Origin of the sequence: Ensifer sp. ENS02, assembly GCF_014851885.1 — a bacterium.
Classification (GTDB): domain Bacteria; phylum Pseudomonadota; class Alphaproteobacteria; order Rhizobiales; family Rhizobiaceae; genus Ensifer; species Ensifer adhaerens.
Window position 1 is genome coordinate 146,476 of sequence record NZ_JACVAO010000005.1, and the last position, 15,812, is coordinate 162,287.

Genomic DNA, 15,812 nt, shown 5'->3' on the forward strand with positions numbered 1-15,812 from the left:
ATGGTCTCCGGCGACGAACTCAAGACATACTTTGAGAAGGCGCGGCGCTTCGACCAGGAACGCATGCTCCAGGTCGAGCGCAATTCACGCGTTGCCTGGTCCATTGCCGTCGCGGCAAGCATTCTCGCCGGCGCTTCGATCCTTGCCATTTCCGGCCTCACGCCGTTGAAATCGGTCGAGCCGTTTGTCGTGCGGGTCGACAATTCGACAGGTATCGTTGATGTCGTCTCGGCGCTGACGTCGACGCCCGGCACCTATGACGAGGCCGTGACGAAATACTTCGCCGCGAAATACGTCCGCGCTCGCGAAGGCTACGTCTGGAGCGAGGCAAAGGAGAACTTCCGCTCAGTCTCGCTTCTCTCGACGCAGCCGGAGCAGGCTCGGTTTTCGGCCCTCTATCGCGGCAGCAATCCGGAGTCGCCGCAGAACACCTATGGGCGCGGCGCCACCGCACGCATCAGCATCGCCTCGATCTCGCTGATAAATTCGCATGTCGTATCCGTCCGTTACATGCGCACCATCACCCGCGGGGAAGAAGTCCGGACAACCCATTGGGTTGCAACGCTGACGTTCTCCTATGCAAACGCGCCGATGTCGTCGACGGATCGGCTGGTGAATCCTCTCGGTTTTGCCGTCAGCGAATACCGAGCCGATCCGGAGGCCATCAACTGATGCGGACTATTTTCATTGCTACTCTCCTCCTTACGACGTCCGCCAGCACGGCATCTGCACTCGATATTCCGCGCGGCGCGGCGCAGGACAGTCGTGTCCGCTTTGTCGATTACCAGCCCTACAACATCACTCGCATCATAGGCTCCTTGCGTTCTTCGGTGCAGGTGGAGTTCGCGGCCGACGAGGAGATCGCCCATGTTGCGCTGGGCAACAGTGTAGCTTGGGAGGTGGCGCCGGCAGGAAACATCCTGTTTCTCAAACCGCGGGAAAATCAGCCGGTCACCAATCTCTCTGTCGTCTCCACTCGGCGCGACGGCTCGACCCGAAGCTACCAAATGGAACTGATGGTGCGGGACGGAAAAGTGGAGGTGGGTCATAACACCTACTTCTACGTCAAGTACCGCTACCCGGCCGATGAAGCGCAGCGGCGCCGCCAAGCTGCGGCGGCGCGAGAGATCGCTGCTCAGTCGAAGGAGGCCGACAATGTCCTGGCCATTCATGAGGGCTATGGTGCTCGGAATTGGCGTTATTCGGCGCAGGGCTCCCAGGCGCTGGAGCCGCACTCGGTCTACGACAATGGCAAGGTTACGACATTTGCCTTCGTCGGCAATCAGGAAATACCCGCGATCTACATCGAGAACTCAGACGGTAGTGAAAGCCTGGTGCCGAAATCCGTAGACGGCAATCTTGTCCTGGCCCACGCGATTGGCCGGAAGTTCATCCTGCGGAGGGGACGGGACGTGCTCTGCGTCTTCAACGAGGCCTATGACCGCGTCGGTATCAACCCGGACACCAACACGACCTCGCCGTCGGTCGAGCGGGTCGTTCGGACTGAAGCCGGCGCGGCGCAATAGGAGACAGTCATGCTTGAGGAAGATGAAAACCGGATACCGGGGGAGCGCGGCGAAACGGTTCCCGGGGGGAGGATCGACAGCAATCCTATCTTGAAGCGCGGCGCGGTTGCGCTGGCTGTTGTTACCTTTGTCGCTTTCGCCCTGTGGTCGATGAGCGGCGAGCACACTCCGACGGACAGAACCAGACCCGAGCGGGTTGTCATCCGGCAAACGGCGAATTTCGAGCCGGTCAAGGAGAAGATGGAGCCGGTCCAAGCCGTGCCGGAAGTGAAGCTGCCGACCCCGCTCGCCGCAGAGGAAGTGGAGGACGAAGATCCGCTGCTTGACTCGGCGCGCCGGTCGCCGGTCATCGCCTTCAGCGGTGGACAGAAGAACACAACATCGCACCGCGAGATCGCGGATCCGGCGGTGCCCGCGGACAGCCATTTCGTGCCGCTTGATGGAAGCATGGTGGGTCAGAACTCCGCCAACGCCGACGAACAGCGGTTCAACGGGCTGCTACGGCCGACCAGGCTTGAAGGCTCGCGCGCCGGGACGCTCGGCAATCGTAACTTCGTAGTTGCAATGGGATCGTCAATTCCGTGCGTATTGGAAACTGCCATGGCATCCGATCAGCCCGGCTTCACCAGCTGCGTAATCAACCGGGATGTTCTATCGGACAATGGCCGGGTTGTGCTAATGGAGAAAGGCACGCAAGTTGTTGGCGAATATCGGGGCGGCCTCCAGCGAGGACAGAAGCGTCTCTTCGTGCTCTGGAACCGCGCGAAAACCCCGAACGGCGTCATCGTCACCTTGGCCTCGCCGGCAACGGATGCGCTCGGCCGGGCGGGCGTGAATGGCTACGTCGACACTCACTGGTGGGAGCGGTTCGGGAGTGCGCTTCTCCTGTCCATCGTCGGCGATGCCACGAGCTACGCCAACAGTCGCGTGCGTAACAGCGACGTCGACGCTGAGACCACCACAAACGCAGGCCAGCAGGCGGCAGCCATCGCTGTCGAGCAATCGATCAACGTTCCGCCAACGCTCAATAAGCACCAAGGCGAGCTTGTCTCGATCTTCGTCGCACGGGATCTCGATTTTTCCGGTGTTTACGGATTGCGCGTGATCGGGCCGAAAAACAAAACCCTTGACCGCGCGTTGCTGGAAGATGTCCGCCCGCGGTCGACGCGCGTGACGAAGTAGGGTGCGGGCGATGACCGAAGGTCCTGATGCGACGGTCGTTCGTGAACTGCTGTCTCCGTTCATGCCGTACCTTGACGACCCCTCGCTCTACGAAGTGATCGTCAATAGGCCAGGGCAGGTGCTGACAGAAGGCTCTGGTGGATGGCGGACCCATGTTCTGCCGGGACTATCCTTTGAAAAGCTGATGCGCCTTGCCAGGGCCGTGGCTAGTCTTTCCCATCAATCCATCGATGAAACGCGGCCGATCCTGTCGGCAACACTGCCGGGGAATGAGCGAATCCAGATCGTCATCCCGCCTGCGACCACTCGGAACACGGTCAGTATCACCATTCGAAAGCCCTCGTCGGCCGCATTAAGTCTCGACGACCTTGAGAAGGGTGGCTTGTTCACTAACATGGCGCCCGGCAGTCACATGGCCGGTGCGACGGACCGGAAACTCATCGATCTGCATCAGACGGGCGCGTGGGCCGAGTTCCTTCGCCAGGCGGTGCTGGCCCGGAAGAATATCGTCATCTCAGGAGCGACGGGGTCGGGGAAGACAACGCTCTCCAAGGCACTCATTCGTCATATTCCGTATGATGAGCGGGTCATCTCTATCGAAGACACGCCGGAACTCCTGATTTATCAGCCGAACCACGCGCGTTTGTTCTATTCCAAGGGAGGTCAGGGGCTCGCCAAAGTCGGCGTGAAGGAGCTCCTAGAATCTTGCCTGCGCATGCGGCCCGATCGAATCCTTCTACAGGAACTGCGCGATGGAACGGCCTTCTACTACATCCGCAACGTAAACTCCGGGCATCCCGGTTCGATCACGACGGTGCACGCTGACTCCGCGAAACTGGCGTTTGAACAGCTGACGCTTCTTGTGAAGGAATCAGAGGGCGGACAAGACCTGGAGCGCGCCGACATTCGCGAACTCTTGAAAATCGCCATTGACGTCATCGTACAATGCAAGCGCATCGATGGGCAGTTTCGCGTAACCGAGATCTATTTCAGGGCCCATTGACGAAGATATGTTTAGGAATGGTGCTGGAGCGACGACCTATCTCCTTAGGTCGTCGTGTCGCACATTGCCAAACCCCACGCTGCGCGGGATAAACATCCAATGCTGGCTAGTGATTTAAGGAACGTGCTTGAGGAGCTCTATAACGCGGGCGCCTATCGGGTGCCGGGAGATGAAATCTACTGGCCACCGGAACTGCACCCGGCGGTCTTTCGCGCCCTGAACATGCAATACATCACGCGAAGAGAGGTAGATGACGGTCGCGTTGAATTCTCGCTGACACAAGCTGGCTACCAGGCGATCAATGCCGAGGTGCCTTGGTCCGTCATCCTGCGGCGGCGACTGCGACATTTTTTCCGCTTCGACAAAGGTCGCTAAGTATTCGCCTCCCTGCTGAAATCCGGAACGTTGATCGGGATCAAAGGAATAGGCCTCTCCACGCACTAAGCTTCCTCTGGAGCTTGGAAGAGGAGGATCCCATGTTTCGCAATATTCTTATACCCACCGACGGCTCGCCCTTAGCAACAATCGCTGTCGATGCAGGCATAACCTTTGCAAAGGACGTCGGCGCACGAGTGAACATCCTTGCCGTTACCGAACCATTCCACCTCTACTCGGTCGATCCCGAGCAGTTGTCGAGCACGCGCACCGAATACGAGGCGCTGGCCAGCAAACATGCCGCGGAAATGCTCGCGGCTTTAGCCCGCAAGGCTGCGGCGGAAGGCGTGGAGTGCCAGACGGAGCAGGTCCGCAGCCACGAGGTCTACCGCGCAATCTGCGACCAGGCGATATACAAAGATGCCGATCTCATCATCATGGCGTCCCATGGTCGCAGTGGCGTCGGAAGCCTGATGCTCGGCAGCGTAGCTGCCAAGGTGCTGGCTCACTCCACGATACCGGTATTGATCTATCGCGCGAAGAAGTGAGGCGACGTCGCGCGACGCCTCGTTGATGTCCTACATACGCCGCCAACGCGTTGACGGCGTTCGACGAACCCCGACGAGGAGGGACGCGCTTTTCCATAATGGCAACGGCCCGGTGGTCTCTCGACCCCGAGCCGTTCTTCATCATCCTTGGAAGGATAAGGCGCCCTCGAGGGCGCTGGAATCTGTTAGCCGCGGCGCGTGTCGGGGAAGTTCGCCGGATCGATGCCCAGCGTGTGCAGGTCGCTTGCCTTCGGGCGGCGGTGACCTTCGACAGCGGCGGCGGCCGCGCTAGCAGCGCCGAGAACTGCGAATGCACGACCGATGAAACCCTTGTGATAGGTTGTGGTAGTCATCTTCTTGCTCGCTTTCGTTTTCTCTTCGATGAAATAAAGATGAGGTCTGGTCGGTCTTTTTGCAATGCACAATGAAGCACCCCAGCCATGCAACGAAAGCACGCTGCTTCAACTTGGGACGAGTGGGCGTCGGACCGTCTGCCCTCTTGAGCCGGGTCTATGAAGTGCCGGGGGCTGAAGATGCCGGCTGCCGGAAAATACAACGGCTCGGTGGTCTCTCGACCCCGAGCCGTTATATCCTTGGGAGGATAAGGCGCCCCTCGGGGCGCTGGAATATGTTAGCCGCGGCGCGTGTCCGGGAAGTTCGCCGGATCGATGCCCAGCGTACGCAGGTCGCTTGCCTTCGGGCGGCGGTGACCTTCGACAGCGGCGGCGGCAGCGCTAGCAGCGCCGAGAACTGCGAATGCACGACCGATGAAACCCTTGTGGTAAGTTGTGGTAGCCATCTTCTTGCTCGCTTTCGTTTTCTCTTTGATGAGCAAAAGATGGGGTTTGGTCGGTCTTATTGCAATGCACAATCGGACAGGCCAGCCATGCAAAGGAAGCAGGAAAGGGTTTCCGGACCCGATTGTTATTGGGGCTTAGTCTTCGTTGGCGGCGAGCTGCGAAAGGACTTCGCCGCGGCCACGGGCCCGAAGGATGAGCGGTACGATCAGCGCTGCAGCTGCGATGATCAGGAGGCCTGCGGCAATCGGCGAGGTGAACAGGACCGAGTAGTCCCCCTGGCTGATCGCGAGCGCGCGGCGCAGCTGCTGTTCGGCGAGCGGGCCGAGGATCAGGCCGACGACGACAGGCGCGATCGGATATCCGAAGATGCGCATCGCGTAACCGAGCAGGCCGAAGGCGAGCAACATGCCGAGCTCGTAGACCGACGGGTTGGCCCCGATCGTGCCGAGCGTGGCAAACAGCAGGATGCCGGCATAGAGCCAAGGCTTCGGAACTGTCAGCAGCTTCACCCAAAGCCCGATGAGCGGCAGGTTCAGAACCAGCAACATGAAGTTGGCGATCAGAAGGCTGGCGATCAGGCCCCAGACGAGCTGCGGATTGGTCGCAAACAGCAGCGGTCCGGGCTGGAGGCCATACTGCTGGAAGCCGGCAAGCATGATCGCCGCGGTTGCCGTGGTCGGCAGGCCAAGCGTCAGGAGCGGCACGAGCGTGCCAGCGGCCGAGGCGTTGTTGGCCGCTTCCGGACCGGCGACGCCTTCGATCGCGCCATTGCCGAATTCTTCCGGATGCTTCGTCAGACGCTTTTCGGTGGCGTAGGACAGGAAGGTGCCGATCTCAGCGCCGCCAGCCGGCATGGCGCCGATCGGGAAGCCGATGAGGGTACCGCGCAGCCACGCCTTCCAGGAGCGTGCCCAGTCGGCCGCATTCATCCATACAGAGCCACGGACGGCCTCGACCTTGTCGGGCCCCTTGTCGCCCTGTGCAGCGATGTAGAGCGTCTCGCCGATGGCGAACATGGCAACGGCGAGCGTCGTGACTTCGATGCCGTCAAGCAATTCGGGAACGCCAAAGGAAAGACGTGCCTGGCCGGTCAGTTGGTCGATGCCGATGACTGAAAGCGCCAGGCCGACAAACAGCGATGTCAGACCGCGAAGGGTGCTGTCGCCGAAGGCGGAGGAAACGGTGACAAAGGCGAGAACCATCAGCGCGAAATATTCGCGCGGACCGAAAACCAGGGCCAGCTTGACGATGTAAGGCGCGATGAAGGCAAGAGCAAGCGTGGCGATCAGGCCGGCGACGAAGGAGCCGATCGCGGCCGTTGCCAGTGCGGGCCCGCCGCGACCCGCCCTCGCCATCTTGTTGCCTTCGAGCGCAGTCACGATCGAGGCGCTTTCACCGGGCGTGTTGAGCAGGATCGACGTGGTCGAGCCGCCATACATGCCGCCGTAATAGATGCCGGCAAACATGATCAGCGAGCCGCCGGGATCGAGACGGTAGGTGACCGGCAGCAGGAGCGCCACGGTCAGTGCCGGGCCGATGCCGGGCAGGACGCCGACCGCCGTGCCGAGCGTTACGCCGATCAGCGCGTAGAGCAGGTTCATTGGCTGCGCAGCAACCAGCAATCCCTGCATCAGGAATTCAAAAGTAGCCATGGTCGTCGGCCCTCTTAGAAGAACAGGCGTTCAAGCGGCCCCGCGGGCAGCGACAGGAGCAGCAGCTTGGCGAAGATCACCCACACCACAAAGCAGATCGCAATGCCGACGGGGAGCGAGAACCAAAGCTTGCGCTTGCCGAAACCGCGTGCGGTCAACGCGAACAGAATGCCGGTGGCGATCGAGAAGCCTGCTATGTTCAACAGCAGCATCTGGGCGGCAAGACCACCGACGATCCAGATAACCGGAGCGACTTCCTGGTGCTCACGCTCTGGAAAATCGCCGCGAAACGCTTCGATCGCGGTCCAGATCGCAAGGCCGAAAAGACAGCAGGCGATCGCATAGGGGACCGTCGTCGGCCCGACCTGGGAGTAGCCGGCAGCGCCCGTCAGGCGCGACACATCCCAGAAAATCAGTCCAGCGATAGCGGCGAGAACCACCGCGATGAAGAGCGCCGCCCGATCCGGGCGACGCGTTGCAGTTGAAGGGTGATGCCCCTTGGTCATTTCACCAGTCCAATGTCCTTGAGAACGCCCTCGGTCGCCGCAACGTCCTTGTCGAGCTGGGTGTTGAAGGCGTCACCGGCGAGATAGGTGTCCTGCCAGCCCTTGGTCTTCAGGACTTCCTGCCAACCGGCGGACTTCGCAAGCTTCTCGATATCGGCGGTTACGGCAGCCTTCTGCTCGTCCGAGAGGCCCGGAGCAGCAGCGATCATGCGCCAGTTTTCGACAGTCACGTCGAGACCAGATTCCTTCAGCGTCGGAGCATCGACGCCGGCAAGGCGCTCGGCGCTAGATACGGCGAGCAGGCGAAGCGTGCCGGCCTTGACCTGCGATTCGAACTCGCCGTAGCCCGAGATACCTGCGGTAACCTGGCTGCCGAGGATAGCAGCAAGCGCTTCACCGCCGCCGGAATAGGCGATGTAGTTGATTTTGGTCGGATCGACGCCGGCCGCCTTGGCGATCAGGCCAACGGCGATGTGGTCGGTACCGCCGGCCGAGCCGCCAGCCCAGGACACGGCGCCCGGATCCTTCTTCAGGGCTTCGACGAGGTCGCCCATGGTCTTGATGTCGGACGAGGCCGGAACGACGACCGCTTCGTATTCGCCGGTGAGACGCGCGATCGGCGTGACGTCCTTAAGAGTGACCGGGGACTTGTTGGTGAGGATTGCACCGACCATGACGTAGCCGCCGACGATCAGGGCGTTCGGGTTGCCCTTCTGCTGGCTTGCGAACTGGGCGAGACCGATGGTGCCGCCGGCGCCCGGCACGTTCTGAACCTGAACGTTGCCGGAGATGCCTTCCTGCTGCATGACCGTCTGCAGCGAACGCGCCGTCTGGTCCCAGCCGCCGCCCGGGTTTGCAGGTGCAATGATCGTGTAATCAGCGGCAACAGCCGGTAGCGACATCGCACCGGCGAGAATCGTTGCGAGGAAAATATGTTTCAAGGTCAGTCCTCCGTGAGGCGCGTTTTCACCGCGCACGTTGTTGCTGTGTGCGAACGGGAAGACGGCGACGGGCTCTTTCGACCCTTATCGCTTGACCGGATTGGTGGCTTCCTCCCAGTACGCAACCGGCGGCCCGCCTCCACGGGTGCCAGTGACCTTAAGGCACCATAGAAAGCTGACATTTAGCTGACATCAAGCCCCGAATGCGAAAATCCTGCCTCATCGTTTACGGAATTTTAGGTTCTCGCATGCGCTGACAGGCGATGTTGCCGGTTCCCGGCGTTCAAATTGAGCCAGGTCCCGACCGGATTTCGCGACGGTACCACGAATCGTTGCTCGGATATTGCCGCCAGCCGGCCCGAGCCTAGGTATGAGGAGCAACGCCGACAAAGGCGAAGACGGTTTGCACCGGCCCCGCCTGAAGGCGAGCTCCGGCAAGGATGATGGGAGAGTAAATACGATGGCAAAAGCGACGACCAAGGCGAAAAACGACGATGCGGCAGAAGCCGCCGCTTCTGCCTCCGGGCAGATTGACGCGAGGATCGCGGAACTTGGCGACTGGCGCGGTGCGACGCTTGCGAAGATACGCAAGCTGATCAAGGAAGCGGATCCTGACGTCGTCGAGGAATGGAAATGGCGAGGCGTCCCGGTCTGGGAGCATGCCGGCATCATCTGTACCGGCGAGACCTATAAAGCGGTTGTGAAAATGACTTTCGCCAAGGGGGCAGCACTCGACGATCCGGCAGGTCTTTTCAATTCCAGCCTTGACGGCAATGTCCGGCGCGCCATCGATATCCACGAGGGCGAGGCGATCGACGAAGAGGCGTTGAAGGCGTTGGTGCTTGCTGCCGTCGAACTGAACCTTTCCGCGCAGGCCCTACGGTCCGGGCGTACGCGGAACAAGGCTTAAGCCTGAAGCTGGCGGGATTTGCGATCGGACCGGGAGCGCCGCGCTTCCGGTCCGTCGTCTTCAATGGAGCCTCAGAACCTCGTTCCATTTGGCAATCAGCCGTGAGCGCTTTACCTGATCGAGATAGACCATCAGTCCCGGGCTTACCGGGACGGGGCGCAACTGGCCGCCAAGCATCTCCTGCATGGTGTTGGCGGTATTTTCACCCGCGACCTCTGGGCTGACGGCCGGGATTTGCAACTCCCGGGCCATAATCGTCTGGCCTTCCTTCGACATGAAGAATTCAAGGTAGCGCCGGCCGAGGTCGGGGGAGGCGGCAGCTTGCGGGACGAGGCCGATGCGCGACATCACTACGGTATAATCCTTCGGCAGAACGATGCCGACATCCGGATGCCGTGCCGCCCAGTCCGCCGCATAGGATCCGAGGATGTTGTAGCCGAGCACGAAGCGGCCGTCGGCGACACGCTCGAGGATTGCTTCGCTCGTCGAGTAGAGTTTGACGCCGGCCGCCCCCATTGCCTGGATGACATCCCAGATATCGCCGAACTGTTCCTGGTCGCGCGACATGAAGAGGAAGCCGACGCCGGACCGCTCGATGTCATAGGTTCCGATCCTGCCGAAGACGGCCGCGCCCTCGCGCTTCAGGTAATCGACGAATTCCGCGCGCGTCGACGGCGGTTTCTCCTTGGTGAAGCTCGGCTTGTGATAGACGAAGACGGCAGGCTCGAAGGTCAGCGCATAAGCCGTGTTGCGCCAGTTGGCCCAGGCGGGCCAGCGGTCGCTCATCGGCAGGTCGCTGCGCTGGGCGTAACCGTCGTTGCTGAGCTTGACTTGCAGGTCCATGGCGGAAGAAAAGGCGAAGTCCGCCGTCTTCATTCCGGCGTCGGTCTCCTTGATGATGCGGTCGTAGATTTCTCCGGTTAGCATGTCCTCATAGCGCACGGCAACGTCCGGATTGGCCCGCTGGAAACCGATGATCATCGGCTTTGCGAGCGGCTCGTCGAGTGATGAATAGACGACCAGCGTGCGCACGTCCGCTTTGCCGGAAAGGGCCGGGAATATGATAGGGGCCGCAAGGAGCAGCTGAGGACAAAGAGCAAAAAAAAGAAAAGAAATCAAGAACCGCATGAATCCACAATGCCTCAGTGTCGTACCGTTCACAAGCAAGGCGTCGGCGGATAAGGTGGTCGGGGGAGTGATGATAATTGCGTATCTTGCTTGTTGAGGACAACCAGGACCTGGCCGAGGGCCTGTCGGCGATCTTGCGCGGCAGTGGCTATGCCGTTGACGTCGTCAGTGACGGTGCGTCGGCGCATGCGGTGGCCGCCACCGAAACGTTCGATCTTGTCATTCTCGATCTCAATCTGCCGGAAATGGATGGCCTCGATGTGCTGAGGGCGATGCGTGCTCGCCAGAACCGCGCCGCGGTCTTGATCCTGACGGCAAGGGGCGCGCCCGAAGAGCGGATCAAGGGGCTCGACCTCGGCGCCGACGACTACATGATCAAACCTTTCGACGTCGGCGAGCTCGAAGCGCGCGTGCGCGTGCTCTTGCGCCGTCAGGCGGGCCTCAGGGCCTCGACCGTCAGTTACGGCAATGTGTCACTCGATCTCAACACCCGCAGCTTCTCGTCCGGCGGCGCGCCGATCGAGATCCCGGCGCGCGAGCTCGGACTTCTCGAGCTTCTGTTCATGCGTGCCGGCAAGGTGGTCGCCAAGGATGCGATCATGCAGTCGCTGACAGGGTTCGACGACGACTTGAGCCCCAACGCGATCGAGCAATATGTCAGCAGGCTGCGCAAGAGGCTCGCACCGCATGGGCTGACCGTGCGCACCGCCCGCGGCATCGGCTACTATCTCGACAAAGCGGCCGGGCCGGAATGAGGACGACGGTCTATTCCCTCCGCCGGCGCCTGCTTGGCTGGCTGTTGATCTCGACGGTGGTGATCGGGGTCATTGCACTGATGGATACCTACCGCGAGGCGGTGACGACCGCCAACGTCGTTTCCGACCGGGTGCTTGCCGGTTCGGCGCTGGCAATCGCCGAGCGCGTGGTCGTGGCGGAAGACGGATCTCTGGAAGTCGACATCCCCTATGTTGCGCTGGAAATGCTGACGTCGGCCGCGCAGGACCGGGTGTTCTACCGGGTCGACGGGCCGCCCGGCCAATTCATCACGGGCTACCAGACGCTGCCGTCGCTGGCGGAGGAGCCGGGCGCATCGACCACCTTTGCGGATTCGATCTTCCGCGGCGAACCGATCCGCATTGCCGCCCTTCGCCGCTCCGCGTCAACCGGCATCAATTCCGTGCCCTTCGTGGTCACGGTTGCCGAAACGACAATCGCGCGCCGACATCTGGCGCAGACGATCTTGGTGCGCTCGGCGCTCCGCCTCGGCATGATGATTGCCGGTGCGGCGGTGATCGTCTGGATCGCCGTTACCTTTTCCTTGCGCCCGCTCTACAGGCTGGGTGACGCGATCTCGGAGCGCAGTCCGGACGATTTGCATCCGATCGGCGAGCGGGTTCCGAACGAAGTCCAGGGTCTCGTCGATACGGTCAATTCCTTCATGGGGCGCTTGCAGTCGGCGCTCGATGCGCTTCGCAATTTCACCGGCAATGCCAGCCACCAGCTGCGCACGCCGCTCGCAATCATCCGCACGCAGCTCGCCCTGGCGCAACGCGCCGGCTCGATCGAGGAGACGAGAAGTGCTGTGAAAAAGGCCGACGAGGCGGTCGCCAATGCCGAGCGCATTCTGGGGCAGTTGCTGCTGTTGGCGAAGATCGACGCTGCCGGCAAGGACGAAACCGGTTCGCTGGAGCGCATCGATTTGGTCGAACTGGTGCGGGAGATAACGGCAGAGCATGTGCCGGCGGCCGGCGACGCGGATATCGATCTCGGCTTTGACGGTGAGGGCGAGGCTTTCATCCGCGCCGAGCCGTTGCTTATCGGTGAACTCCTCAAGAACCTGATCGGCAATGCGCTGCTTTATGCCGGCCGCGGTGCGGAAGTGACGAGCCGTGTCTTTGCGCGGGACGGTTCGGTGTCGCTGGAGGTGGAGGATAACGGACCCGGCATTCGGCCGGAATTGCACGAGACGGTACTCAGGCGTTTCGAGCGCGGCGGCAGTGATGCTCCGGGCTCCGGGCTCGGGCTGCCGATCGTCGAAGAGATTGCCGAGCTTTACGGCGCGACGACCAGCCTCAGCGAGGGGGCTGACGGCCGCGGCCTCAAGGTGACCATCCGCTTTCCAGAGGGCTAAGCACGAATAGGCTCAGCCTGGCGCCGCCAAATGCGGGCCGGTTGAGCCAAAGCCATCTGCGACCGGTCAGGCGACACGCTCACGTGGCTGGGGCAATTCTAGTTTTTTGGGTCTTGCTTAGCGGCCGCGGTGGCCGAAGAAGGAAGCTGTCTCGCGGGTCTGTACCCGCAGCATCGCGTTCCAAAGCTGAAGAACGAAACGCGGCTGAAACTGGCTCGCAAGCTTGCGCTGCGACAACATGGGAAGTCTCCAATAGTTTTGAACGCCTGTCTTATAGTGCATCGCCAAGGATCTTGCCAGAGCGCGTCCGCCGGGGCAGCCCTGCGCGCCAAGCATATGTGGAAAACGGCTTGAGCCTGGCGATATAGCCTTCTCAACAAAATAAAATGCCGGGATGACTTTCGTCATCCCGGCCAGTTGCCTTCACTGGGAGGAGAGTATTGCTTTTAGGACTCAGGCCTTCTTGCGGTTCTTCTGTCGATAGACGTCGATGACGACAGCCGCGACGATGATCAGGCCCTTGACGATTTCCTGGTAGTAGGCATCGACCCGAAGGAAGGTGAAGCCTGAGGTCATGACGCCAAGGATGATGGTGCCGATGACCGTGCCGGTGACCCGGCCGACGCCACCCGTCAGCGAGGTTCCGCCGATAACCGTCGCGGCGATCGCGTCCAGTTCGTACATAACGCCCATGCCGGCCTGTGCTGTCTGGGCACGGGCAGCTGTGACGACACCGGCGAGGCCTGCCAGCATGCCGGCGATGGCATAGACCTTGATCAGGTGCGCCTCGACATTGATGCCGGAGACACGGGCTGCCTGCACATTGGCGCCGATCGCATAGGTGAACTTGCCGTAGCGCGTGTAGCGCAGCGCGATGTGGAAGATGAGCGCGACGACCAGAAAGACGATGACGGGCCAGATGCCGGTTCCGATAAAGTTGAACTGATCGGTGAGGCCTGAGACCGGCTGGCCCTTGGTGTACCACTTGGAAATGCCGCGTGCCGAAACCATCATGCCGAGCGTCGCGATGAACGGCGGGATCTTGGTGCGGGCAATCAGCTGGCCGTTGATAAAGCCGGCGAGTAGCCCGATGCCGATGCCAAGCCCGATCGGAACGATTGCCGGCATATCGGTCAAGGATGGATAGAGCGCGCGCGGCCAGGTGGAGGCCTGGGCGACGCTTGCCGAAATCATCGCCGTCATGCCGACGACGGAGCCCGAGGACAGGTCGATGCCGCCGGTGATGATGACCTGGGTCACGCCGACGGCGATGATGCCGATCACAGACACCTGCAGGATCATGATCGTCAGGCGCTGCGGGTTCATGAGGAAGCTCTGGCCGACGAAAATCCAGCCGAGGATCTCATAGACCAGCGCGATGCCGATCAAGACCAGGAAGATGTTGAATTCAGGCGGCAAGCGGCGCCTTGTTCCTGAGAGCGGTGCGCTCGCGCCCTGCGCGGCGACATTGGTATCCATTTTCAGTCCTCCCTTTGGGGTCGTTTCCCGCTCAGCTCGCGGCGAGCTCCATGACCTTGATCTGGGTTGCTTCGGCTCTGTCAAGGAACCCGGTGACGCGGCCCTCGTGCATGACCATGATGCGGTCGCTCATACCGAGCACCTCGGGCATCTCCGAAGAGATCATGATGACGGCGACGCCGTTGCGCGCGAGTTCGGTGACCAGACGGTGAATTTCCGCCTTGGCGCCGACATCAATGCCGCGTGTCGGCTCGTCGAGGATTAGGATGCGCGGATTTGTGAGCAGCCAGCGGCCGATCAACACCTTCTGCTGGTTGCCGCCCGAGAGGTTCTCGATGCGCTCCTGCAGGTTCGGCGTCTTGACACGCAGCTTTCGGCTCATCTCTTCGCAGGCCGCAGTGACCTGTTTTTCGGTGACGAAGCCGCCCTTGACGAAGCGGTCCTGAAGCACGGCGATCTGCATGTTTTCGAGAATATCGAGGATCAGGAGACAGCCGGTGTCCTTGCGATCTTCAGTGAGAAACGCCATGCGGTTCCTGATCGCCGTGTTCGGACTGTCGATCGAAAGGGTCTTGCCGTCGATTGAAATCGTGCCCGAGCTTGCCGGCGTGACGCCGAAGAGGGTTTCGGCGACGTTCGAGCGGCCGGAGCCGACGAGACCGGCAATGCCGAGGATTTCGCCGGCGCGCACGTCGAAGGAGACGTCGCGGAAGACGCCGTCAAGCGCGAGGTTCTTGACCGACAGCACGACGTCGCCGATCGGCACTTCCTCTTTCGGAAACATCTGGGTGATCTCGCGACCAACCATCATGCGGATGATGTCGTCGCGGGTAACGTCGCTTGAGGCATGCGTTCCGATAAACTTGCCGTCGCGAAACACCGAGAACTCGTCGGCGATCTCGAACAGCTCGTTCATCTTGTGGGTGATGTAGACGATGCCGATGCCCTGTTCGCGCAGGTCGCGAATGATTTCGAAGAGGTGCGCGACTTCGCGCTCGGTCAGCGCAGACGTCGGCTCGTCCATGATCAACACGTCGGATTCGTAGGAGACCGCCTTGGCGATCTCGACCATCTGCCGGTTGGCTACCGACAGGTGACGCACTTCGATCTCGGGATCGATCTTGATTTTCAGGCGGTCGAAGAGGCGCGCGGTGATGCGCTTCATCTCGCCGTGATCGACGAAGCCAAAGCGGTTCTTCGGTTCCCGGCGGATCCAGATGTTTTCCGCCACCGTCATGAACGGCATCAGGTTCAGCTCCTGATGGATCATGGCGATGCCGTTTTCGAGGGCGTCGAGCGGCGACTTCAGCCGGATTTCGGCACCTTTAAGCTTCACGTCGCCCTTGTCGGGCGTGTAGATGCCGGCGAGGATCTTCATCAGCGTCGATTTGCCGGCGCCGTTTTCGCCCATCAGCGCATGTACCGTGCCGCGCTTCAGCTTGAACTCGACATCGTCGAGCGCGACGACACCAGGGAATTCCTTGCGGATCCCTTCCGCAGAAAGAAGATATTCGGCCTTGGGCACCGCGCCGCTGGCGCGCACGGCTGCCATCGTTGTCGGACTGAGCGTCATGTTCCTTGCCTCCCCGTCGTTTCCGGCTGTCGCGGAAAGTCCTCATCGCTGGCGGGTG

At 61.3% G+C, this 15,812-nt stretch carries 18 protein-coding genes; 9 read left to right on the forward strand and 9 right to left on the reverse strand.

The genetic code is table 11. From position 1 onward, the window contains the following. The 6 genes from IB262_RS12390 (at position 1) to IB262_RS12415 (ending at position 4,634) form a co-directional block, all read left to right on the forward strand. On the forward strand, positions 1-672 hold the full coding sequence (locus IB262_RS12390; protein WP_113079431.1) for a virB8 family protein: 672 nt from the start codon (positions 1-3) through the stop codon (positions 670-672). Next, a complete protein-coding gene (gene virB9 / locus IB262_RS12395; protein WP_112975804.1) occupies positions 672-1,526 on the forward strand; it encodes a P-type conjugative transfer protein VirB9 in 855 nt (284 codons plus the stop codon). The genes IB262_RS12390 and virB9 overlap by 1 nt, the downstream gene beginning before the upstream one ends. 9 nt (positions 1,527-1,535) lie before the next feature. After that, positions 1,536-2,708 carry a type IV secretion system protein VirB10 gene (gene virB10, locus IB262_RS12400; protein ID WP_192493623.1) on the forward strand — a complete coding sequence of 391 codons (1,173 nt, stop codon included), beginning with the start codon at positions 1,536-1,538 and terminating at the stop codon, positions 2,706-2,708. Between the two features lie 10 nt (positions 2,709-2,718). Then, positions 2,719-3,711: a P-type DNA transfer ATPase VirB11 gene (virB11, locus tag IB262_RS12405; RefSeq protein WP_113079470.1), complete on the forward strand. Its 993-nt coding sequence runs from the start codon at positions 2,719-2,721 to the stop codon at positions 3,709-3,711. Between the two features lie 99 nt (positions 3,712-3,810). Next, entirely contained in the window at positions 3,811-4,086 is a 276-nt protein-coding gene (locus IB262_RS12410; protein WP_060643727.1) for a hypothetical protein, read from the forward strand. Between the two features lie 101 nt (positions 4,087-4,187). Continuing rightward, positions 4,188-4,634 (forward strand): universal stress protein, encoded by a 447-nt coding sequence (locus tag IB262_RS12415; RefSeq protein ID WP_060529669.1) that lies wholly within the window; start codon positions 4,188-4,190, stop codon positions 4,632-4,634. Between the two features lie 185 nt (positions 4,635-4,819). Here the strand turns inward: IB262_RS12415 and IB262_RS12420 are convergent, their stop codons facing one another. The 5 genes from IB262_RS12420 to IB262_RS12440 form a co-directional block, all read right to left on the reverse strand. Continuing rightward, complete coding sequence (locus tag IB262_RS12420; protein WP_089045876.1) at positions 4,820-4,987, reverse strand: hypothetical protein; 168 nt, start codon at positions 4,985-4,987, stop codon at positions 4,820-4,822. Positions 4,988-5,265: 278 nt separating this feature from the next. Continuing rightward, a complete protein-coding gene (locus IB262_RS12425; RefSeq protein ID WP_089045897.1) occupies positions 5,266-5,433 on the reverse strand; it encodes a hypothetical protein in 168 nt (55 codons plus the stop codon). 135 nt (positions 5,434-5,568) lie between these two features. Continuing rightward, entirely contained in the window at positions 5,569-7,086 is a 1,518-nt protein-coding gene (locus tag IB262_RS12430; RefSeq protein ID WP_060583819.1) for a tripartite tricarboxylate transporter permease, read from the reverse strand. Between the two features lie 14 nt (positions 7,087-7,100). Continuing rightward, the gene (locus tag IB262_RS12435; RefSeq protein WP_192493624.1) at positions 7,101-7,592 is read right to left on the reverse strand and encodes a tripartite tricarboxylate transporter TctB family protein; all 492 of its coding nucleotides are present in this window, start codon (positions 7,590-7,592) and stop codon (positions 7,101-7,103) included. Continuing rightward, the gene (locus IB262_RS12440) at positions 7,589-8,533 is read right to left on the reverse strand and encodes a tripartite tricarboxylate transporter substrate binding protein (protein ID WP_113079469.1); all 945 of its coding nucleotides are present in this window, start codon (positions 8,531-8,533) and stop codon (positions 7,589-7,591) included. Before IB262_RS12440 ends, IB262_RS12435 begins: the two co-directional genes overlap by 4 nt. A 460-nt stretch (positions 8,534-8,993) precedes the next feature. Between IB262_RS12440 and IB262_RS12445 the strand changes: the two genes are divergently transcribed. Continuing rightward, entirely contained in the window at positions 8,994-9,443 is a 450-nt protein-coding gene (locus IB262_RS12445; protein WP_034800579.1) for a DUF1801 domain-containing protein, read from the forward strand. A 60-nt stretch (positions 9,444-9,503) separates the two neighbouring features. On the opposite strand, the gene IB262_RS12450 is transcribed toward IB262_RS12445, so the two are convergent. Next, positions 9,504-10,571: an ABC transporter substrate-binding protein gene (locus tag IB262_RS12450; RefSeq protein ID WP_113079428.1), complete on the reverse strand. Its 1,068-nt coding sequence runs from the start codon at positions 10,569-10,571 to the stop codon at positions 9,504-9,506. A 77-nt stretch (positions 10,572-10,648) separates the two neighbouring features. Here IB262_RS12450 and IB262_RS12455 point away from each other — a divergent pair, with 77 nt between their 5' ends. Together IB262_RS12455 and IB262_RS12460 are read left to right on the forward strand one after the other, a co-directional pair. Further along, on the forward strand, positions 10,649-11,326 hold the full coding sequence (locus IB262_RS12455; RefSeq protein ID WP_043616209.1) for a response regulator transcription factor: 678 nt from the start codon (positions 10,649-10,651) through the stop codon (positions 11,324-11,326). Further along, positions 11,323-12,702, forward strand: coding sequence for a sensor histidine kinase (locus IB262_RS12460; RefSeq protein ID WP_060583813.1), 1,380 nt, complete (start codon positions 11,323-11,325; stop codon positions 12,700-12,702). Before IB262_RS12455 ends, IB262_RS12460 begins: the two co-directional genes overlap by 4 nt. A gap of 117 nt (positions 12,703-12,819) precedes the next feature. Here the strand turns inward: IB262_RS12460 and IB262_RS36465 are convergent, their stop codons facing one another. The 3 genes from IB262_RS36465 to IB262_RS12470 all read right to left on the reverse strand — a co-directional run bounded on the left by IB262_RS36465 (position 12,820) and on the right by IB262_RS12470 (position 15,754). After that, entirely contained in the window at positions 12,820-12,942 is a 123-nt protein-coding gene (locus IB262_RS36465; RefSeq protein ID WP_255381084.1) for a hypothetical protein, read from the reverse strand. Positions 12,943-13,155: 213 nt separating this feature from the next. Next, complete coding sequence (locus IB262_RS12465; protein ID WP_034800589.1) at positions 13,156-14,181, reverse strand: ABC transporter permease; 1,026 nt, start codon at positions 14,179-14,181, stop codon at positions 13,156-13,158. A 31-nt stretch (positions 14,182-14,212) separates the two neighbouring features. After that, positions 14,213-15,754, reverse strand: a complete 1,542-nt coding sequence (locus tag IB262_RS12470; protein ID WP_034800591.1) for a sugar ABC transporter ATP-binding protein — start codon at positions 15,752-15,754, stop codon at positions 14,213-14,215. Positions 15,755-15,812: the final 58 nt, after the last annotated feature.